18 protein-coding genes are annotated in these 21,064 nt (G+C 63.8%); 10 read left to right on the forward strand and 8 right to left on the reverse strand.

Translation table 11 applies throughout. The features are described from left to right. Positions 1–58: 58 nt before the first annotated feature. Together secG and tpiA are read right to left on the reverse strand one after the other, a co-directional pair. On the reverse strand, positions 59–535 hold the full coding sequence (gene secG / locus LB554_RS23895; RefSeq protein ID WP_140727010.1) for a preprotein translocase subunit SecG: 477 nt from the start codon (positions 533–535) through the stop codon (positions 59–61). Positions 536–702: 167 nt separating this feature from the next. Continuing rightward, positions 703–1,473 (reverse strand): triose-phosphate isomerase, encoded by a 771-nt coding sequence (gene tpiA / locus LB554_RS23900; protein ID WP_224587249.1) that lies wholly within the window; start codon positions 1,471–1,473, stop codon positions 703–705. Between the two features lie 143 nt (positions 1,474–1,616). On the opposite strand from tpiA, the gene LB554_RS23905 reads away from it, so the two are divergent. The 5 genes from LB554_RS23905 to glp all read left to right on the forward strand — a co-directional run bounded on the left by LB554_RS23905 (position 1,617) and on the right by glp (position 7,119). After that, the gene (locus LB554_RS23905) at positions 1,617–3,509 is read left to right on the forward strand and encodes a SurA N-terminal domain-containing protein (protein WP_015317810.1); all 1,893 of its coding nucleotides are present in this window, start codon (positions 1,617–1,619) and stop codon (positions 3,507–3,509) included. Then, a complete protein-coding gene (gene trpD, locus LB554_RS23910) occupies positions 3,506–4,516 on the forward strand; it encodes an anthranilate phosphoribosyltransferase (protein ID WP_224587251.1) in 1,011 nt (336 codons plus the stop codon). The genes LB554_RS23905 and trpD overlap by 4 nt, the downstream gene beginning before the upstream one ends. A 3-nt stretch (positions 4,517–4,519) precedes the next feature. Then, entirely contained in the window at positions 4,520–5,365 is an 846-nt protein-coding gene (gene trpC, locus LB554_RS23915; RefSeq protein ID WP_224587253.1) for an indole-3-glycerol phosphate synthase TrpC, read from the forward strand. Between the two features lie 66 nt (positions 5,366–5,431). Continuing rightward, positions 5,432–5,914 carry a cyclic pyranopterin monophosphate synthase MoaC gene (moaC, locus tag LB554_RS23920; RefSeq protein WP_140718001.1) on the forward strand — a complete coding sequence of 161 codons (483 nt, stop codon included), beginning with the start codon at positions 5,432–5,434 and terminating at the stop codon, positions 5,912–5,914. After that, positions 5,914–7,119: a gephyrin-like molybdotransferase Glp gene (glp, locus tag LB554_RS23925; RefSeq protein WP_224587254.1), complete on the forward strand. Its 1,206-nt coding sequence runs from the start codon at positions 5,914–5,916 to the stop codon at positions 7,117–7,119. The genes moaC and glp overlap by 1 nt, the downstream gene beginning before the upstream one ends. Positions 7,120–7,151: 32 nt before the next feature. Here glp and LB554_RS23930 read toward each other — a convergent pair whose 3' ends face one another. After that, positions 7,152–7,982 (reverse strand): alpha/beta hydrolase, encoded by an 831-nt coding sequence (locus tag LB554_RS23930; protein ID WP_015317805.1) that lies wholly within the window; start codon positions 7,980–7,982, stop codon positions 7,152–7,154. A gap of 311 nt (positions 7,983–8,293) precedes the next feature. Between LB554_RS23930 and LB554_RS23935 the strand changes: the two genes are divergently transcribed. Next, positions 8,294–9,919, forward strand: coding sequence for an AMP-binding protein (locus LB554_RS23935; RefSeq protein ID WP_224587256.1), 1,626 nt, complete (start codon positions 8,294–8,296; stop codon positions 9,917–9,919). Further along, the gene (kynA, locus tag LB554_RS23940) at positions 9,916–10,752 is read left to right on the forward strand and encodes a tryptophan 2,3-dioxygenase (protein WP_140718007.1); all 837 of its coding nucleotides are present in this window, start codon (positions 9,916–9,918) and stop codon (positions 10,750–10,752) included. The genes LB554_RS23935 and kynA overlap by 4 nt, the downstream gene beginning before the upstream one ends. Before the next feature lie 63 nt (positions 10,753–10,815). Here the strand turns inward: kynA and kynU are convergent, their stop codons facing one another. The 4 genes from kynU to LB554_RS23960 are packed head-to-tail and all read right to left on the reverse strand — an operon-like array spanning position 10,816 to position 14,865. Next, positions 10,816–12,063, reverse strand: coding sequence for a kynureninase (gene kynU, locus LB554_RS23945; protein WP_224587281.1), 1,248 nt, complete (start codon positions 12,061–12,063; stop codon positions 10,816–10,818). A 48-nt stretch (positions 12,064–12,111) separates the two neighbouring features. Then, positions 12,112–13,035, reverse strand: a complete 924-nt coding sequence (locus tag LB554_RS23950; RefSeq protein WP_224587259.1) for an ABC transporter permease — start codon at positions 13,033–13,035, stop codon at positions 12,112–12,114. Positions 13,036–13,040: 5 nt separating this feature from the next. Continuing rightward, on the reverse strand, positions 13,041–13,820 hold the full coding sequence (locus LB554_RS23955; protein WP_015317800.1) for an ABC transporter ATP-binding protein: 780 nt from the start codon (positions 13,818–13,820) through the stop codon (positions 13,041–13,043). Between the two features lie 58 nt (positions 13,821–13,878). After that, a complete protein-coding gene (locus tag LB554_RS23960; protein WP_015317799.1) occupies positions 13,879–14,865 on the reverse strand; it encodes an ABC transporter substrate-binding protein in 987 nt (328 codons plus the stop codon). 149 nt (positions 14,866–15,014) lie between these two features. Between LB554_RS23960 and LB554_RS23965 the strand changes: the two genes are divergently transcribed. Further along, on the forward strand, positions 15,015–15,788 hold the full coding sequence (locus LB554_RS23965) for a GntR family transcriptional regulator (protein ID WP_224587261.1): 774 nt from the start codon (positions 15,015–15,017) through the stop codon (positions 15,786–15,788). Positions 15,789–16,187: 399 nt separating this feature from the next. Next, positions 16,188–16,931, forward strand: a complete 744-nt coding sequence (gene lexA, locus LB554_RS23970) for a transcriptional repressor LexA (protein ID WP_224587263.1) — start codon at positions 16,188–16,190, stop codon at positions 16,929–16,931. Here lexA and LB554_RS23975 read toward each other — a convergent pair. Further along, positions 16,925–19,378 carry a ComEC/Rec2 family competence protein gene (locus LB554_RS23975; RefSeq protein ID WP_224587265.1) on the reverse strand — a complete coding sequence of 818 codons (2,454 nt, stop codon included), beginning with the start codon at positions 19,376–19,378 and terminating at the stop codon, positions 16,925–16,927. The two genes, lexA and LB554_RS23975, sit on opposite strands and share 7 nt — an antisense overlap. A 103-nt stretch (positions 19,379–19,481) precedes the next feature. On the opposite strand from LB554_RS23975, the gene gltX reads away from it, so the two are divergent. Continuing rightward, a complete protein-coding gene (gene gltX, locus LB554_RS23980) occupies positions 19,482–20,906 on the forward strand; it encodes a glutamate--tRNA ligase (RefSeq protein WP_140718017.1) in 1,425 nt (474 codons plus the stop codon). Positions 20,907–21,064: the final 158 nt, after the last annotated feature.

A 21,064-nucleotide genomic window follows, 5' to 3' on the forward strand; every position in this document is an offset into this window, starting at 1 on the left:
CGCAGCATTTGCCGCGACTGTGTTCAAACGAACACAGATCGCGGTTTAGAACATAAGGTTATTGGTTCGGAACCTGAGGCGACGCCGGCGCGGTGTTGGTGGTTCCATTGGCCGCTGGCGGCGTGGTGCTGCCGGCGGGCGCGGTGGCCGGGGCCGTTGCCAGCGGTTTTGTCGCGGCGTCGTTGCCGGACGGAGGCGTCGGCGTGGTGCTGCCGGCGGGTGCCGGCGTGGCCGTACCCGGCAATTGGTTGAGCACGCCCTTGCCGGCGCCATCCGAGGTCGCGGGAACCCGATCGAGAATGTCGATCGGCTTTTCGCCGTAGCGGGCAATGATCGACAAGGTCAGCGACGTCACAAAGAACGCTGCCGCCAGGATCGCCGTCGCCCGGGTCAATGCGTTGGCCGCGCCGCGCGCGGTCATGAAGCCCGATCCGCCACCAATGCCGAGACCGCCGCCTTCGGAGCGCTGCAGCAGCACCACGCCGACAAGGGCGAGCACGACCATGAGATGAATGACGATCAGTACGGTTTGCATAATTTATCCTGGCAAGGCCCTGCCCGGCCGCGGACACGGCCGGTGAATTGGAGGCGGCTCAATACAATGCTTTCACGGCATTTCCAAGCCCGTGGCCGGAATATGGGAAGCAACGCCCTCTTTGCAACGAATTTGAACGGGACGAGACCCGTCCATCCTCGTGAATCTCAGCCAGCAATGCTGCGATAGGCTTCGGCGATGCCCAGGAAATCAGCCGCTTTCAGGCTGGCACCGCCGACCAGCGCGCCGTCGACATTCCTGACGCCCAGCAGTTCAACGGCATTGGAAGGCTTGACCGAGCCACCGTACAGGATGCGCATCCTGGCGGCGGCGGCCCCAAGTTTTTCCGCCAGCTTTTCGCGGATATGCGCATGCGCCTCGGCCACATCGGCCGCGGTTGGCGTCAGGCCGGTGCCGATCGCCCAAACCGGCTCATAGGCAATGACGGTGTTCGATGGCGTGGCGCTTGGCGGCACCGAGCCGGCGACCTGGCGCGACAGCACCTCCAGCGTCGCTCCAGCCTCACGCTCCTGCCGCGTCTCGCCTATGCACACGATGGCCACGAGCCCGGCCCGCCAGGCGGCGGAGGCCTTGGCCTGGACCGTCGCATCGTCCTCGCCGCTTTGCTCGCGGCATTCGGAATGGCCGACAATGACATGGCTGGCGCCTGCGTCCTTCAGCATCTCCGCGGAGATGCAGCCGGTATAGGCACCGCTTTCCTTGGGATGGCAGTCCTCGCCACCGGCATGGACCGGCGTGCGCGACAAAATCTCCGCGGCATGGGAAAGCAGCGTCGCGGGAACGCAGACCAGCGCTTCGGTGTCGGCGTCGAGCCCGCTCATGAAACCGTTGCCGATCATCCTGAGCTCGTTCAGCGAGGCGCTGGTGCCGTTCATTTTCCAGTTGCCGGCGACAAGCGGGCGAATTCCTGGTGTCATGGTGTGCTTCTCCGGGCGATATCAAGCTCTGGCCCTCACTACCAAAATCAGGCCACAAAGCAATCGACAGTGGGCAGGAAGGGCGCTATTGCGCTTGGTTCAGACTCGGCGCATGCGAAAATGCGCATAAATCGGAAGTAACCATGCTTGGTATATTGAGAAGCGCGGCGGGTACCTGGGTCGCGAAGACATTGCTTTCGCTGCTGGTGGTCAGTTTCGCCGCCTGGGGCATCTCCGGACGGCTGATGGGCGGCTTCGCGGGCCACGATTCGGTAATAACGGCCGGCGGCACCAAGGTATCGATCAACGAATACCGCCTCGCCTATGACCGCCAGCTCGCCGTCATGTCGCAGCAGTTTGGTCAGCGCCTCACGCATGAACAGGCAAAGGCGCTCGGCATCGACAACCAGGTGCTGGCGCAACTCGTTTCCGGTGCCGTCCTCGACGAGCAGGCACGCAAGCTCGGCCTCGGCCTTTCCAAGGATCGGCTGGCCGAACTCACCCGCGAAGACCCGGCTTTCAAGGGCCCTGGCGGTCAGTTCGACCGAAGGACATTCGACTACATGCTGCACCAGGTCGGCATGCGGCCCGAGGATTATCTGAAGAACCGTGCCCAGGTAGCGGTGCGCCAGCAGATCGTCGAGGCGGTCTCGGACGGCCTCAAGGCGCCGGACACGTTCTTCAAGGCGGTCGCGCTCTACCGCGGTGAAGACCGCACCGTCGACTATTTGACTTTGCCGAAGGCGCTGGTCGAGCCGATCGCGGCGCCGAGCGACAGCGTGCTTCAGGCCTATTTCGAGGCCAACAAGAAGAGCTACGCCGCACCTGAATACCGCAAATTCTCGTATGTTCGCCTCGAACCGGCGGACATAATGGATACGACCGCGGTCACCGACCAGCAGGTCAGTGACGACTACAACAAGAACAAGTCACGCTACACCACGCCCGAAATGCGCACCATCGAGCAGCTTGTGTTCAAGACACCGGATGCCGCCAAGGCGGCGCTCGATTCGCTCAAGGCCGGCGCTACCTTCGACAAGCTGGTGACCGCCGAGGGCAAGACCCCGGCCGACACGCTGCTTGGCACGCTCGCCAAGGACAAGATCGCCGACAAGGCGGTTGCCGATGCCGCCTTCGCGCTCAACGCCAACGAAGTCAGCCAGGTCGTGCAGGGCGCCTTCGGTCCGGTGCTGCTGCGCGTGACCGAGATCAAGCCCGAGGTGGTGAAGCCGCTCGCCGAAGTGTCGGACCAGATCCGCAAGGATCTGGCGCTGGGCGAGGCAAGCCGCATCCTTCTGGATGTGCACGACAATTATGAAGACACCCGCGCATCGGGCAGTTCGCTGGCCGATGCCGCCGCCAAATTGAAGCTTAAGGACATCACCATCGACGCCATCGATCGCAACGGCCTGAGGCCCGATGGCTCCATCGTCAAGGACCTGCCGGAATCGCCGGCGCTGATCAAGGCCGTCTTCGATGCGGAACCGAACACCGAAAACGAGGCGCTGACCACAGCGGACAACGGCTTTGTCTTCTATGAGGTCGGTTCGATCACACCGGCCCGCGACCGCACTCTTGATGAGGTGCGCCAAAAGGTTGTCGCCGACTGGACGGCGGCCGAGACCGCCAAGCGGCTCGCCGCCAAGGCGGACGAACTCGAGAAGCGCCTCAAGGCCGGCACCACGCTCGACGTCATCGCCGGCGAACTCAAGCTGGAGAAGCAGACCAAGCGCGGCTTGAAGCGCGAAGCCGACGATGCCGATTTCGGCAAGGAAGGCGCCGCCGTCATGTTCGGCGTCGGCGAAGGCGGCACCGGATTGATCCCCTCGCCCACCGGCGACGGCCAGATCCTGTTCAAGGTCGCCGAAGTGTTCGAACCGGCCGGCGCCGACGCCAGCTCGGTGCCGGACGACGCGCAGAAATCATTCACCTCCGGCATGTCCGACGACCTGCTCGACCAGTTGGTGGCGCAGTTGCAGACGCAGTACGACGTCCGCGTCGACCAGGCCGCCGTTGCCCAAGCCTCGACAAGATGAGCGCGCTGAAAACCCATATCGCCAAGGTCGCGACCGGCACCGCCCTGTCCTTCGAGGAGGCGTGCGAGGCCTTTGACATCATCATGTCGGGCGATGCGACTCCAGGGCAGATCGGCGGCTTCCTGATGGCGTTGCGCGTACGCGGCGAGGCGGTGAGCGAGATTTCGGGCGCTGTCGCCACGATGCGCGCCAAGATGCTGCGCGTCGATGCTCCTGACGGCGCCATCGACATCGTCGGCACCGGTGGCGATAATTCGCATTCGGTCAACATCTCGACGGCTTCCGCCTTTGTCATTGCCGGCAGCGGCGTGCCGGTCGCCAAGCACGGCAATCGCGGCCTGTCCTCGCTGACCGGCGCGGCCGACGTGCTGATTGCCCTTGGCGTCAGGATCGACATCGCGCCGGAGCTAATCGGCAAGTGCATCCATGAAGCCGGCGTCGGCTTCATGTTCGCGCCGGCGCACCATCCGGCTATGAAGCATGTCGGTCCGGTTCGTGGCGAGCTTGGTACGCGCACCATCTTCAACCTGCTCGGCCCGCTTTCGAACCCGGCTAGCGTCAGGCGGCAGATGGTCGGCGTGTTCATGCCGGAATGGATCATGCCGGTGGCCCAAACGCTGAAGGCGCTCGGCACCGAGCATGCCTGGGTCGCCCACGGCGATGGTTATGACGAGATCACCACCACAGGCGAGACACAGGTAGCTGAACTGGTTGGCGGCGAAATCCGCAGCTTCACGCTGACCCCGGAAGAGGTTGGACTGAAGCGTCATACCAAGGATGAGTTGCGTGGCGGTGATGCCGCCTACAATGCCAAGGCCTTGCGCGATATGCTAGGCGGGGCCGCCGGCGCCTATCGCGACACGGTTTTGATGAATGCCGGCGCCGGACTGGTGATTGCGGGCAAGGCGACGACGCTCGGTGATGGCATCGCCATTGCCGCACAGGCCATCGACAGCGGCCGGGCGCTGCAGGTGCTCGACCGCCTGGTCGAGATTTCGAACGGGTGAACCGTGTCTGACATTCTGCGCAAGATCGAAGCCTACAAGCGCGACGAGATCGCCGCCGCCAAGGCAAGCGTGCCGCTGGCAGAGATCAAGGCGCGCGCGAAGGACGCCGACGCGCCGCGCGGGTTCCTCGCCGCGCTCGAAGCGAAGCGCGGATCGGGTGGCTTCGCACTGATCGCCGAGATCAAGAAGGCAAGTCCGTCCAAAGGGTTGATCCGTGCCGATTTCGATCCGCCGAGCCTGGCCAGGGCCTATGAAAAAGGCGGCGCGGCCTGTCTTTCCGTGCTGACCGATGCGCCCTCCTTTCAGGGCGCACCGGAGTTTCTGGCCGAGGCGCGAGCGGCCGTGACGCTGCCCGCCCTGCGCAAGGATTTCCTGTTCGATCCCTACCAGGTCTACGAGGCGCGGGCCTGGGGCGCGGACGCCATTTTGATCATCATGGCCAGCGTCGATGATGCCATGGCCAGCCAACTCGAATCGACTGCGTTCGAGCTCGGCATGGACGCCCTGATCGAGGTGCACGATGAAGCCGAGACCGAGCGAGCGCTGAAACTGTCATCGCAATTGATCGGCATCAACAACCGCAATCTGCGGACATTCGAGACCAGCCTCGATACGTCGGAGCGGCTGCGGGCGATGGTGCCGGGGGGTCATTTGCTGGTCAGCGAAAGCGGCATTTTCTCGCATGACGATTGCCTTAGACTGCAAAGGATGGACATCGGGGCCTTCCTGGTGGGCGAGAGCTTGATGCGCCAACGGGACGTGACCGCTGCAACGCGCTCGCTGCTCACGGGCAAGGCGTCCGATGCGGGTCGAAAATCGGAATCGATTTTCGGAGAGCACGATGCATAGAGTCAAAGTGACAGAGCGCACTCTGTGCGTCCGAATGGACGCACGTCGCTCTATGGCGATTTGACGATGACAGGCGCTCTCACCCATCTTGGCGCACAGGGCGAGGCCAACATGGTCGATGTCGGCGGCAAGGACGAGACGACGCGCACCGCGATCGCCGAGGGTTTCGTCTCGATGCAGCCAGAGACGTTGAAGACCATCCTCGCCGGCAATGCCAAAAAAGGCGATGTGCTCGGCACGGCGCGCATCGCCGGCATCATGGCGGCGAAGAAGACCCATGAGTTGATCCCGCTCTGCCACCCCCTGCTGCTGACCAAGGTTTCCGTCGACATAGAGCCTGACCATACTCTGCCCGGCCTGAAGGTCACCGCCCTTGCACGCGTCACCGGCAAGACCGGCGTCGAAATGGAAGCATTGACGGCAGCCTCGGTGGCCTGCCTGACCATTTACGACATGGCCAAGGCGGTTGACCGCGCCATGGTCATCTCCGGCATACGGCTGGTCGAAAAGACCGGCGGCAAGTCCGGCGACTACAAGGCAGGGCTCTGATGGCACTGGTTCCGGTCGCCGACGCGCTCGAGCGCCTGCTCGACGGCGCCGTGCCGCTGGCCGGCGAAAGCGTCCCGCTCATCGAGGCGATCGATCGTGTGCTGGCGGAGCCGGTCATGGCGCTGCGCACCCAGCCGCCCTTCAACGCTTCGGCCATGGACGGCTATGCGGTGCGAGCCGCCGATGTCGCGTCGGTGCCGTCGAAACTCTCGGTGATCGGCATGGCGCCGGCCGGACGCGGCTTTGACGGCGCGGTCGGCCAGGCACAGGCAGTGCGTATCTTCACCGGCGCACCGCTGCCTGACGGCGCCGACACCATCGTCATCCAGGAAAACGTCCGGGATCTCGGCGGCGGCAACATCGAAGTGATCGAGCCCACCGCCGTGTGGCGTAACATTCGCCGCGTCGGCCTCGATTTTTCCAAGGGCGACGTGCTGCTGGAGACCGGGCGCGTGCTCGACCCGGCGGCACTGTCGCTGGCGGCATCGGCCAATCATCCCCGAGTAGGCGTGGTGAAACGGCCGCTGGTCGCCATCATCGCCACCGGTGACGAGTTGTTGCCGCCCGGCAGCGAACTCGGGCCTGACCAGATCATCTCGTCCAACGCCTACGGCGTCGCCGCGGCGGCACAATCGGTCGGTGCCTGTGCGCTCGATCTCGGGATCGCCGCCGACCGCAAGGACGACATCGCCGGCCTGGTCAGGAAAGCGGTCGCGGCGGGTGCCGATGTCATCGTCACGCTGGGCGGCGCATCGGTCGGCGACCACGACCTGGTTCATGACGTGCTGACCGGCGAAGGCATGACGCTCGGCTTCTGGAAGATCGCCATGCGTCCCGGCAAGCCGCTGATGTTCGGGCGCCTCGGCGATATCAGATGCATCGGCCTGCCCGGTAATCCGGTAGCAAGCCTGGTCTGCTCGCAATTGTTCCTGAAGCCGCTTCTGGCAAGGCTGGGCGGTCGCGACCATCGTCAGGATATCCGCCCGGCACGGCTGGGCGCCGCAATGGCGGCCAATGACCTGCGCCAGGATTATGTGAGGGCGGTGGTCAGGGAGGATGACGGCGAACTGGTGGCGACGCCGTTCGGCATCCAGGATTCCTCGATGCTGAGGATGCTGGCCGATGCCAACGGACTGGTCGTTCGCGCGCCTTTTGCCCCTGCATCCGCTGCGGGCGACGCTTGCAGCGTTCTGATGTTGCGCTGAAGTATTTCGTAATAACTTACTGATCACAGGGCTTATTCCGAGATCAAGGTCCGCGTCAATGCATGCGCCGGATCGGCCAGGCCATCAACTACATCGTAGTGATGCCGGTCGGGCTCGACCACGGCACTGGTGGTGGCGCCAAGCCCGGTCCAGATGTTGGCCAGCAACGCATTCTGTCGCAGGAACTCCGAGCGCTCGCCGCCGCCGGCCCAGCAGGTGATGCGGGCACCATCGATTGGCCGCAGCAGTGCCGGGCTTTCCGTCAGCGCCTCATGCTCATCGATTTTCAGCACGGCGTTCATGCCGGTGCGCATCAGCGGGCGCAAATCATGCAAGCCGGAAATCGAAACGACGTGGCGTATGCGCCGCACGACATCGGTGGCGAGCGGTGTGGTTGTGGTCACCATGCGGCTGGCGAGATGTCCACCGGCCGAATGTCCGGTCAACATCAGCGGTCCCCCGACCATTGCCGCCGCTTTGCCGATCGCCGCCCCGATTTCGCTGACAATGCCGGCAATGCGGATGTCCGGGCACAGCGTGTAGGAAGGCATAGCCACCGCAAAGCCGTTGCCGACCGCGCCCTTGGCGAGATGCGACCATCCGCTTTTATCGGACTCCAGCCAGTAGCCGCCATGGATGAACACGACGAGCCCCTTGGGCGTGGTCTCCGGCAGGAAAAGGTCGAGCCGGTTGCGCGGCCGATCGCCATACGCGATGTCGAACCGTGCCCGGCCCTCCCCCGACAGTGCGTCACGGAACGCTTGCGCTGGTCCCGACCAGGCGGCCGGCCAACGGTCGCTGCCGGCAATATTCGCGCCGTTGGCATAGGCATTGTCCCAATCGGCAATGCGATGGTCGAGCATCGGCACCCTCCCCGAACAGCGTCGTCTCAGTGCTAGCAATGGCCGCCACCATACCGTGCGTCAAGGCTTTGGGGTGAAACATTTTAGGCTTGAAACAAATTTCGACTGGTGCGATCCTGCCTTCGGAACAGCCGACAAAATGGGAGGTCCGCTGTGCCGTCCGAACCCGCCGATAGTCACCTTTCCGGTGACATGTCGACAAGGGTGTAGCCGGCCGCACGAAGCCTTCCGCGAGAGACAGGAATTCAGATCCACCGCCTCCCGCCACGTGCCTCGCGCGCTGGCCGGCGGCAGACAGGGACAGCGGCGACATGCTTGGGCCTTCAGCGCATACCGACACGTTCACCCGCGATAATCTGCCGCCGCCGGAGCAATGGCCCGACTTCCTGCTCGACGGCTTCGACTATCCAGAACACCTGAATGCCGGTGTCGAATTGACCGACAGGCTCGTCGAGAAGGGCCTTGGTGACCATACCGCGCTGATCGGCAATGGCCGCCGCCGCACCTACAAGGAACTATCCGACTGGACGAACCGGCTCGCCCATGCGCTGGTCGAGAACTACGGCGTCAAGCCGGGGAACCGGGTGCTGATCCGCTCCGCCAACAACCCGGCAATGGTCGCCTGCTGGCTGGCCGCCACCAAGGTCGGTGCTGTCGTCGTCAACACCATGCCGATGTTGCGCGCCGGTGAACTCACCAAGATCGTCGACAAGGCCGAGATCACGACCGCGCTCTGCGACACCAGGCTGATGGACGAGATGACCGCCTGCGCCAAGGACAGCGCGTTCCTGAAGCAGGTGATCGGCTTCGACGGCACCGCCAACCATGACGCCGAGCTCGACCGCGCCGCCCTCGACAAGCCGGTTACCTTCACCGCCGTCAGCACCGGCCGCGACGATGTCGCCCTGCTCGGCTTCACTTCGGGCACGACCGGCGTGCCGAAGGCGACGATGCATTTCCACCGCGACCTGCTGATCATCGCCGATGCCTACGCCCGTGAAGTCCTGCAGGTGACGCCCGACGACATCTTCGTCGGCTCGCCGCCGCTCGCCTTCACTTTCGGCCTTGGCGGGCTTGCCATCTTCCCCCTGCGCTTCGGCGCGGCGGCAACGCTTCTGGAACAGGCGACGCCACCCAACATGGTCCACATCATCGAGACCTACAAAGCGACCATTTCCTTCACCGCGCCGACCGCCTACCGGGCCATGCTGAAGGCCATGGACGAAGGCGCCGATCTGTCATCATTGCGCGTTGCCGTCTCGGCCGGCGAGACCTTGCCGGCCCCGGTCTTCGAAGAGTGGACGCGAAAGACCGGCAAGCCTATCCTTGACGGCATCGGCGCCACCGAAATGCTGCACATCTTCATCTCCAACCGCTTTGACGACAGGAAGCCCGCTTCGACGGGCAAGCCGGTGGGCGGTTACGAGGCGCGCATCGTCGACGAGGAGATGCGCGAGGTGCCGCGTGGCGAGACCGGACGGCTGGCGGTGCGCGGGCCGACCGGCTGCCGCTACATGGCCGATGACAGGCAGAAGGACTATGTGCGCGACGGCTGGAACCTCACCGGCGATACCTTCACGCAGGATGAGGACGGCTTCTTCCACTTCGCCGCGCGTTCCGACGACATGATCGTCAGCGCCGGCTACAACATCGCCGGACCCGAGGTCGAGGCGGCGCTGCTGTCGCATCCCGATGTCGCCGAATGCGCGGTCATCGGTGCCGAGGATGGCGAGCGCGGCCAGATCGTCGAAGCGCATGTCGTGCTGGTGCAAGGCGTCCCGCCAGACGCAATGACCGTCAAGCGCCTGCAGGACCACGTCAAGGCAGCCATCGCGCCCTACAAATATCCCCGATCGGTCAAATTCATCGCCGCTCTGCCGAAGACCCAGACCGGCAAGATCCAGCGGTTTCGGCTGCGCACGGAGAAGATCAATTGAGCGAGCCTTACGATCCGGCCTCTGAAGGCGCAGAGATGTCGTTCAAGGAGCGCATGTCCTACAGCGACTATCTGCACCTGGAGAAAGTGCTGGAGGCCCAGACACCGCTGTCCTCGGCGCATGACGAAATGCTGTTCATCATCCAGCACCAGACATCGGAATTGTGGATGAAACTCGCTTTGCACGAGATTGGCGCGGCGATCCGCTCGATCCGTGCCGACCGCCTCGAACCGAGCTTTAAGATGCTGTCGCGTGTCGCCCGCATTTTCGAGCAGTTGAACAATGCCTGGGACGTGCTGCGCACGATGACGCCCAGCGAATACACCGAGTTCCGCGACGCGCTCGGCCAGTCCTCGGGTTTCCAGTCCTGGCAGTATCGCGCCATCGAGTTCATGGCCGGTAACCGCAACCTCGCCATGCTCGGGCCGCACAAGCACCGGCCGGACCTCAGCCAGAAGCTGGAGGCGATCCTGGCCGAGCCGTCGCTCTACGATGAAGCGCTGCTGCTTCTGGCCCGCAATGGCTTCGACATCGGGGCGGACGCAAAGCGCACGGATTGGCGCGAGACGCGGACCGGGAACGAAGAAGTCCTGGTCGCCTGGCAGACGGTGTACCGCGATCCACAGCGCTACTGGATGTTTTATGAACTGGCCGAGAAGCTGGTCGACTTCGAGGACTATTTCCGCCGCTGGCGCTTCAACCACGTCACCACCGTCGAGCGCATCATCGGCCTGAAGCGCGGCACCGGCGGCACGTCGGGCGCCTCCTATCTCAAGAAGATGCTCGAAGTCGTCCTGTTTCCGGAACTGTGGACGGTTCGCACCCGGCTCTGAACTCTCGTCTGACGCAATTCCTGTGGGAAACCGTGTCACACTTTTCCCGACTTCGCGCCGGCTTCAGGTCACTGCCGTCTTGACCGCGAAGCGTGCATACTGCCAGGCGCCAGTGCGCAGGATATCTTCCAGGACTTCGACCGCCTGCCATACATCGGCGTAGCCGACATAGAGCGGGGTGAAGCCGAAGCGGATCGTCGACGGCGCACGGAAATCGCCGATCACACCGCGCTCGATCAAGGCCCGCATCACCTGGTAACCGTTGGGATGGAGGAAGGACACCTGGCTGCCACGCTGATTGCCGTCGCGCGGGCTTTCCAGCTCCAGGCCGTAGGCGCCGCATCTGGTCTCGACGAGCTGGATGAACAGGTCGGTGAGCGCGATGCTCTTCTTGCGCACCGTCGCCATGTCGACATCGTCCCAGATATCCAGCGCCCCCTTCAGCGCCCGCATCGATAACACCGGCTGCGTGCCGCACAGGAACCGGCGGATACCGCTGCCGGCCGCATAACCCTGCTCGAAGGCGAAGGGCCGCGCATGGCCCCACCAACCGCTGAGCGGCTGCTGGACTTTATCGTGATGACGCTCGGCGGCGTAGATGAAGGCCGGCGCGCCCGGGCCGCCATTGAGATATTTGTAGGTGCAGCCGATGGCGAAATCGGCATTGGCGCTGTCGAGCTCGACAGGCAGCGCGCCGGCGGTGTGGCAGAGATCCCAGACGATCAGCGCTCCGACCTGATGGGCCTTGCATGTCAGTGCCGCCATGTCGCGCAGCTGGCCGGACTTGTAGTTGACGTGGTTGATCAGGATGACCGCAACGCGCTCGTCGATCAGCTCCTCAATGGTCGGCGCATCAACGCCCTCAAGCCGCAACACCGTGCCGGGGCGCGTCGAGGCCACGCCTTCGGCCATGTAGAGATCGGTTGGAAAGCTGTCGCCCTCGGCGACGATGACCGAGCGGTCCGGCCGCATGCCGAGTGCGGCATGCAGCACCTTGTAGATGTTGATCGAGGTCGTATCGCAGACCACCGTCTGGCCGGTCGCCGCGCCTATCAGCCGCCCCAGTTGGTCGCCGAGCGCGACCGGCATGTCGAACCAGCCGGCGGTGTTCCAGGCACGGATCAGATCCTGCGCCCACTCCTGGGTCGCGGCTTTCCGCAGCTCGTCGAAGACGGCGGGTGCCGCGGCGCCGAGTGAATTGCCGTCGAGGTAGATCACGCCTTCCGGCAAGATGAACCGGTCGCGCATGGCACGCAGCGGGTCCGCCGCATCCATGGCATCGACGGCTGCGAGATCGAGCGTCGTAGGCATCATTTGTGACATTCCCTGGTTATTCACGCCTTGGTCATTCACGCCGGGTTACTCACGAATCGCTTCGCGAACCGGTGCGGGCCCCCGGCTGCGCTTGAGGCTGGGCAAGGCAAGCATGGCCAGTACGAACAGGCCCGTGGCAAGCTTCAGGTCAGGCGGCGGCATGCCGGCCGCCAGGCAGAACGACACCAGCTGGTAGTAGATGATCGCGCCGGCGAAGGGCGCCAGCAATTGCCGCCACACTGTTTGCTTGCCGACGACGGCTTCGCCGATCATCAGCGCGGCAAGGCCGTTGATGAGAATTCCCAGGCCCATATTGACGTCGGCGAACCCTTGCGACTGCACCATCAGCGCACCGCTTGACGCCGAAAAAGCGCTGGCCAGCCCGACACCGCCTATGGTCGCGGCCCAGACATTGATGCCTTGCGCTTCGGCCATGTCAGGATTGGCGCCCACGGCGCGCACGGCGGTCCCCTTCTCGGTCCTGAAGAACATGTAGAGCAGCATGAAGGCGGCAAGCGCGAGGAGACCCGCGACGACAATCTTGCTGGCGGGGAAACCCGGCCGCGCGAACGGCACCCAGTCGAACACCGAGGGCGAACCGAAGACGGACAGGTTGGACTTGCCCATAATGCGAAGGTTGATGCTGTAGAGCATCGTCATCATCAGGATGCCCGCAAGCAGCGTGTGGATGCGGAAGCGCAGATGGATGAAGGCGGTGCAGCAGCCCGCCGCGAAGCCGGCGACAAGGGCGGCAGCAACGCCCATCAGCGGCGATGCGCCGGCGGCAAGGAGAACGCCGCAGACGCAGCCGCCCAGCGGAAAAGCGCCTTCGCTGGTGAGATCGGGAAAATTCAGCATGCGAAACGGGATCATGATCCCGAGCACGACAAAGGCCAGGATCAGGCTTTGCGCCAGGGTGACCGGCATGATCGCGACGAAGCTGGTGAGAACGTCCCCAACAAACCCCATGATGATCAGCTCGCCAGCAACATGCGATCGGTCTTGACCGAGAAATGGCCGATCAGATCGATAACCGTGACCCTCGCCTTCTCCTGCCCGGCGACTTCCAGGAGCACCCGGCCCGCATCGAGCATGATCACCCGGCTGCCATAATCGACGGCGTGTTGCATGTTGTGGGTCACCATCAAAGTCGTCAGTTTCAGCGCGTTGACGGCGCGCACGGTCGCTTGCATGACGATTTCGGCCGTGCGCGGGTCGAGGGCCGCGGTATGCTCGTCGAGCAGCAGCAAGTCCGGCGATCCGCCGACCGCCATGATCAGCGACAAGGATTGCCGCTGCCCGCCGGAGAGCAGGTCGACGCGCGTGTCGAGACGATTTTCCAAACCGAGACCCAGTATCGACAGTCGTTCCCTGTAGGACGCAAGCCGGGTGGTGTTCAGCCCCGGGCGCAAGGTGCGCTTTTGGCTACGCAAATCGGCCAGCAGCATGTTTTCCGCAACCGTCATGCTGGCGGCGGTGCCGCGCATCGGGTCCTGGAACACGCGCGCCAGTTTCGCGGCGCGCTTGTGCACCGGCATTGCAGTCACGTCGGCGCCGTTGATCAGGATCTGGCCGGAATCGAGGATCAGGGCGCCGGAAATGGCGTTGAGCATGCTGCTCTTGCCGGCCCCGTTGGAGCCGATGACGATGCCGAACTCTCCGGTGGCCAAGGACAGGCTGAGACCGTCCAGCGCGACCTTCTCGTCGGCCTGGCCCTTGTAGAACACTTTGCGCGCGGATCGAATCTCGAGCATCGTTTCTCCCTGACCTCGGGATAGCGGCGCCGACGCCGTCACCCCGGCAGTTCCGATGTTAGTCGACGATGCAGCCGCAATCGGCCATTGAAGCCGGTATCTCGATGCCGAACGCGGCCATCGCCTTGCGCGAGATCGTTGCCATGTGGTCCTTGTAGGCCGGGCGCGACGGCGCGATCGTCTTGGGATCCTTGCCCTTGAGGATCTCGGCGGCGATGTTGCCGGCGTTGACGCCGACCTGCGTGTAATTGACCGCGAAGCTCGCCGGCACGGTGCCGTTACGGACCGCACTGTCATCGGAGTTGACGACCGGGATACCGGCCTGGCGCGCGGCCGCGGAGACAGCGGCGATCGCCGGCTGGATCAGGTTCGAGGCCGGGCCGTAGATCACGTCGGCCTTGCCGGCGAGCGAAGCGATGCGTTGCTGGATGTCATTGACGTTGTCGATGCCGACCTCCACCACCTCGAAACCGGCGGCCGGTGCCGCCGCCTTGATCTTTTCGACCAAGGCAACGTCATTGGCCTCACCGGGATTATAAGGCACGCCGAAGCGCTTGGCGTTCGGCAGCAGCTTCTTGGTGAAGGCCATCACCGCGGCGACGTCCTGCAGATCGCTGGCGCCGGTCATGCCTTCGTCTCCGGCGTCCCATGACGGCACCAGCTTGGCCGCCACCGGATCGGTGACCGCGGCAAAAACGATCGGAATGCCGGAACCGGCGAGCGCTTTCTTGGCGATCTGTGAGACCGGCGTGGTGATGGTGTAGATCAGCTTGGGCTGCTCGGCCTGCAGCTTGGCGATCATCTGCGGCACCAGCGACGCATCGAAATTGGTGTGGCTCTCCGTGTAGACGACGTCCTTGCCCTCGACGAAGCCGTTATCCGTCAGCGCCTTCTTGAAGCCGGCTATGGCGGCGTTCAATTGCGGATGCTCGCCGAAATTGGCAATGCCGATACGGATCTGATCGGCCGCGGCACTGCCGGCACTGACCATCAATGCGCCTGCCAGGGCCAAGCCCGACAACCAAGCGGATTTCGACTTCAACATCATTTCCTCCCAGATTTGATCAGGGCCGCTTGGAAACGCGGCGGCTACGGCGATCATGGTGAGTCCGCCGGTCTGTGTCAAACATTATATATAATTGTTGCTGTGACCCAATATCATATATACTTTCGCCAGACGACGGATTGATCACCATGCGGGATGAAACGAGTTCCACAAAAACGGAAGCCGCCTATCAGCTGTTGCGGCGCGACATCCTGACCACGCGCCTCATGCCCGGCGCCCCGCTCAAACTGAGTGCGCTGCGCGGCACCTATGGCGTCGGCTGGACACCGTTGCGCGAAGCCCTGTCGCGGCTCGAGGCCGAACGCCTGGTCACCGCCATCAGCAATCGTGGTTTTGCCGTGGCTCCGGTGTCGCGGGCCGAGCTGGAGGATCTGGCACGCGCCAGGATGGTGGTCGAGATACCCCTGTTCCTCGAATCGATGGAAAAAGGCGGCAGGGAGTGGGAGGATGCCGTGGTCACCGCCTACTACCGGCTCTCGCGTTGCAAGACGGCGGTCGACGATCCCTCGGACGCGGCCGTCGACAGATGGGACGAGAACCACGAGGCCTTCCATGCGGCGCTGCTGAGCGCCGCCACATGCGACTGGCTGTTGCGGTTCCGCTCGACGATCTCGGATCAGCTGCGCCGGCATCATCGCTTTCTTGGTCTGGCGCCGACACTGCGGGCCGCGGCCGGCCTCAAGGATGGCTATGAAGAGGCAATCGAAGCGCTGCGCGAAGCGATTGCGATCGAACACCATACCGCGATCATGGAAGCGGCGCTCGACCGTGACATCGAGCGGGCCAAGGCGCTGATGACGGCGCATATCGGCTACACACTGCACGTCTATGTCCACAGCGAAGACAGCGGCGCTACCAGATACGCCGCTCGCGCCGGCAGCTTGAAGGCGGGTTCGGGATAACCTCAGCGACGCCTATTCGAACGCGCTGGCCGGTGCGCCGAACGCCCGGATCCATGGCCGCCCGAAGCTACCAATCGTTGGCATTTTGGTTTCGTTTCGTTCCGCGAATAATGGCTCCGCGAATTATACGTCCCCCCGAGGAGAACCTTCCAACTAGCTGATGCCAAAGCCTCGTCGGCGGATGGGCCACAGGCCATTAACCAAAACGATTTCAATGCGCCTGCCGATGGCGGAAAGGGCTGGTTGCTGCCCGCCGTCGCGGGCAAAAAACTTCCGACCCCTTAACAAATTCATTAAACTTTAAACGGTTGCAGAACACAACTGGAACAGATAGTGTTTGTTCTGGGTTTGTTTTTTCGATTCTGGTTCAACCTTTCGTTCAATGTCTTGGGGGCCGCCATGCTGACACGCAAGCAACATGAACTGCTGATGTTCATCCACGAACGGCTCAAGGAAAGCGGGATACCGCCTTCCTTCGACGAGATGAAGGAAGCACTCGATCTTGCCTCCAAGTCGGGGATCCATCGCCTGATCACGGCGCTGGAGGAGCGCGGCTTCATTCGCCGGCTACCCAATCGGGCACGCGCGCTGGAAGTGCTGCGGCTGCCGGACTCGATCGCGCCGGGCCTCAATGCGGCAAAGAAGTTCTCGCCAAGCATCATCCAAGGCAGCCTTGGCCAAGGCAGCGCCGGACGCCAGATCAGGCCGGCCGCTGCGCCTTCGCGCCTGCCCGCGGCCGGCAACGACGACGATGCGGTTTCAGCCGTGTCCATCCCGGTCATGGGCCGTATCGCCGCCGGTGTGCCGATCGATGCCATCCAGCATCAGACGCATTCGATCTCGGTGCCGCCGGACATGATCATGGGCGGCGAGCACTATGCGCTGGAGGTCAAGGGCGACTCGATGATCGAGGCCGGTATCTTCGATGGAGACACGGTCATTATCCGCAATGCCGACACGGCAAGCCCGGGCGAAATTATCGTGGCACTGGTCGACGAAGAGGAAGCGACGCTGAAGCGGTTCCGCCGCAAAGGCGCTTCGATCGCGCTCGAGGCCGCCAATCCAGCCTACGAAACACGCATTTTCGGGCCGGACAGGGTCAAGGTACAAGGCAAGCTGGTCGGGTTGATCAGGCGCTACTGAGCCGGCTTGCCATCGGGCTTGTCGGGTTTTTTGTACGGCGGCAGCCCCCTCGCCTCGCGTGAGAATTTTCGCTGTTCGTGCCAGGGCCGGTATGGTCCGTCGACGGCGAATGCGATCGCGGCCCGGGTCGTGGCCGACTGGGGATTGAAGAAGACGGCAGCGCTTCCCTTGCGGGCGAGCTGCCGTTTGGTGACGACGAGAACCAGTGGATTGTGGCAGACGTCATAGGCGGTTGCGTCATTGACGATGATCAGGTCGGCGAAAGCGCAGGCTTTCCAGGTGGTCTTGCGGTCCTCGACATAGGCAATGATCGCGCCGGAAGGGTGCCTGGCAAGGCACAGGCCTTCGCGGCAGTAGAAAGGCGATCCTGGCGGCAGGTCGGTGGGACTGGCAACATCGAATTGCCCGTCTGTCGTGTCGAACATTTCCGGTTTGACGATTGTTTCGGAGATCAGGGCGCGCTTCCAGTTGTCGGTTGCGAATTCGTTCGGACGTTCCTGGTTGACGGCCAGTTCGCCATTGCCGATCGGCAGCGCGACCAGCCGCGCATCTTCCGAGATCAGCACATCGGGCGCGCGCGTGTGCGACACAGTCAACAGGCCGGCAAGCGCGAATGGCAGCGCCGCGAACCGCAGCCATGTCGTCGCCATCGTCGCGATAACCAGCGCGACGGTGACCAGCAGCACGGATTGCTGCGAAATCAGCCCGACTCCATCGACCGGAGAGCGCTCCGATATCCACGCCGACACGGCGATCATTGCTGTCAGGCCCTTGCCCATAAGGTAGAGAGCCGGCCAATCCAGTCCGAATGGCATCAGCAGGGCGCTGGCGACGGCCAGGAACATCACGACCGACACGATCGGCATCACGGCCAGATTGGCGAACAGGCTGAGCGGCGATACCCGCTGGAAATGCCAGATGGCAAACAGTGCCGTGGCGCTGCCGGCGATAATGGACGTCATGGCCAATCCTCCTGTCGCCAGCAGGAATTTTCGCGTCAGGAATCCCGCCAGGGAACGCTTTGGCGGCGGTGGCCGCGTCTTTCCTGCATGGTGATCGGCCCAGCCGGCATAAGCGCCAACCAGGGCCGCGGTCGCGGCGAACGACATCTGAAAGCTCGGGCCGACAACCTCGTGAGGCGAGACCAGGATCACGGCGATCGCCGAGATCGCCAGATTGCGCATGGTCAGGGCAGCGCGATCGAAGAAGACGGCAATCAGCATCACCGCCAGCATGATGAAGCTGCGTTCGGCGGCAACGACGACACCGGAAATGATGAGATAGGCGGCGATCGAGAACAGTGCGGCGGCGGCCGCGTATTTCTTCACCGGCCGGCGCGCGGAAAAGTCTGGAAACAGCGCGAAGGCACCACGCAGCAGACCCATGATGGTGCCGGCCACAAGCGCCATATGCAGTCCCGAAATAGAGATGATGTGATAGATGCCGGTACGCCGCATCGCTTCATTGATTTCATCGGGTATGCCGGCGCGCACGCCGACGATCAGCGCCGCCGCGATCTCGCCTTCAGCGCCGCCGACGCTGCCCCTGATGTGGTCGGCGATGGCTTCGCGGGCATTTTCGATGCCTGAAAAAAGGCGAGCCGATAGCGGCATCTCACCGTCGTCGGCGGAAACAACCGTTGGATTGCCGAGAAAGAAGCCGCTGCCGCCGATGCCGGCGAAATAGCTGTCGAAAGAGAAGTCGTAGCTGTCCGGCCGCACCGGGCCGGTCGGCGGCAACAGTTTGGCGTAGCCTGTGATGAGCGAGCCGGCGGTCATTCCCGGCGGTATCTTGCGTGCGGAAAGCCGGACCCTTTCCGGCGCATAGCGCAGTTTTGGCCGGGCGGTCGAAATCACGTCCATGGTCAGCCGGATGCGGCCGCTCTCCATCTCTTCGAGCGAGACCACGCGGCCGGTCAGTTGCGTGGAGATTTCCGAACCCAGCATCCGGGTTCCGGCTCGCCATGTTTCGACCTTCGCCGCGAGCAGGCCCAGCGCGCACAACAGCACTGCCATGAGACACAGATGGGTTTTGGGCCAGGAACGCGAGACGAAGGCACAGACCGCCATCAGCACCACGACCGCGACGGGCTTTGCAAAGTCGGGCTCGGACGCCAGCGAGAAATAGGCGATCGCCCCAACGGCCAGACAGACCGGCACCAGCAGGAACGCGATGCCCCGGTCGAGTTCAAGCTCCGCCGCCCGGGCCACGCCATGGCGCAGGCGAGGCAAGGATACCAGGCCGATTTGCCGGCGCACGCGCACGATCCTGCCCGCGGCAGGAGCCGGCGCCGGCGCCTGCCCACCTGCCTGCAGCGACCTGGTTTCGGGTGCAGCCACGAGCGGAGATGGCAGTGGGATCGTCGCAGGCGCCGCAAACAGGGATCGCTCGCTGACGCCGATAGCGGCATCCTCGCCCCGATCCAAGCCCCGGCCTCGTCCAGTCATCGGGTCTGCCCCTTGCGCCCTCGACGTCCTATGCTACATGAACGCGCAACGCGCGAAAGTCCGCACGCTCTGCACCCAGCTTCAGACGTTTTCCGAGAGTTCCATGCCCGACAAGGTCATCACCCGTTTTGCCCCCTCGCCGACCGGCTATCTGCACATCGGCGGCGCGCGCACGGCGCTCTTCAACTGGCTCTATGCAAAGCATACCGGCGGCACGATGCTGCTGCGCATCGAGGACACCGATCGCGAGCGTTCGACCGATGCGGCCACATCGGCCATTCTCGATGGCCTGACCTGGCTTGGCCTTTCGTGGGACGGTGACGCGGTCTCCCAATTCGAGCGCGCGCCGCGCCATCGCGAGGTGGCCGAGGAGCTGGTGCGCCTGGGCAAGGCCTATTACAGCTACGAGACTTCAGCCGAGCTCGAGGCAATGCGCGAAGCTGCACGCGCCAAGGGCCTACCGCCACGCTATAACGGCCATTGGCGTGACCGCGACCCGTCGGAGGCGCCGTCCGGCGTCAGGGGCGCCATCCGCATCAAGGCACCGGCCGAGGGCGAGACGGTGGTGCAGGACCGGGTCCAGGGAGACGTGCGCTTCCCCAACAAGGATCTCGACGACTTCATCATCCTGCGTTCGGACGGCAACCCGACCTACATGCATGCCGTCGTCGTCGACGATCACGACATGGGCGTCACCCACATCATCCGTGGCGACGATCACCTGACCAACGCCGCCCGCCAGACCGTGATCTACAACGCCATGGGCTGGGACGTGCCGTCGATGTCGCATATCCCGCTGATTCACGGCGCCGACGGCGCCAAGCTGTCGAAGCGCCATGGCGCGCTCGGCGTCGAAGCCTATCGCGCCATGGGCTATCTGCCGGAGGCGCTGCTCAATTATCTTGCGCGGCTCGGCTGGAGCCATGGCGACGACGAGATCATGTCGATCGAGGACATGGTCTCGTGGTTCGACATTGGCGACGTCAACAAGGGCGCGGCGCGCTTCGATTTCGCCAAGCTGGAAGCGATCAACGGCGCGCATATGCGACGTATGGCCGACACCGAGCTGTTCGATATCTTTATCGCCACCTTGCCCTATCTGGAGGGCGGCCCGGCGATGGCGGCGCGGCTCAACGAGAAGAACAAGGCGCAGCTGCTGGCAGCACTTCCGGGCCTGAAGGAGCGCGCCAAGACGCTGGTCGAGCTTGTCGACGGCGCCGCCTTCCTGTTTGCCGCGCGGCCGCTGCCGATCGACGACAAGGCGGCACTCCTGCTCAATGACGACGCGCGCAAGATCCTGCGTGGCGCTCACGAAGCTTTGAAGTCGCTGTCAGGCGACTGGACGGCGGCCACGGCCGAGGCCGCGATCCGCGACTTTGCGCTGGCTGGCGGGCACAAGCTTGGCGCCGTGGCCCAGCCGTTGCGGGCTGCGTTGACCGGCAAGAGCACGTCACCGGGCGTATTCGACGTGCTTGCCGTTCTGGGGCGTGAGGAAAGCCTGGCGCGCGTAGCGGATCAAATCGATTAGGAGCAAACTGGCCCAAGAAGATTGGCATTGAAAGGCGGGTTTCGCAGTGCAACATTAGGCCTTGGCCCAATCTGGCACGCACCTCCTAGAATGCGGTGGCGAATACGCGCATTGCGGTGATTTCGACGTGTCGCTCTGCGGATTTTGCCTTTGCCGGC

It is taken from the genome of Mesorhizobium sp. CO1-1-11 (assembly GCF_020164995.1).
Classification (GTDB): Bacteria; Pseudomonadota; Alphaproteobacteria; order Rhizobiales; family Rhizobiaceae; genus Mesorhizobium; species Mesorhizobium australicum.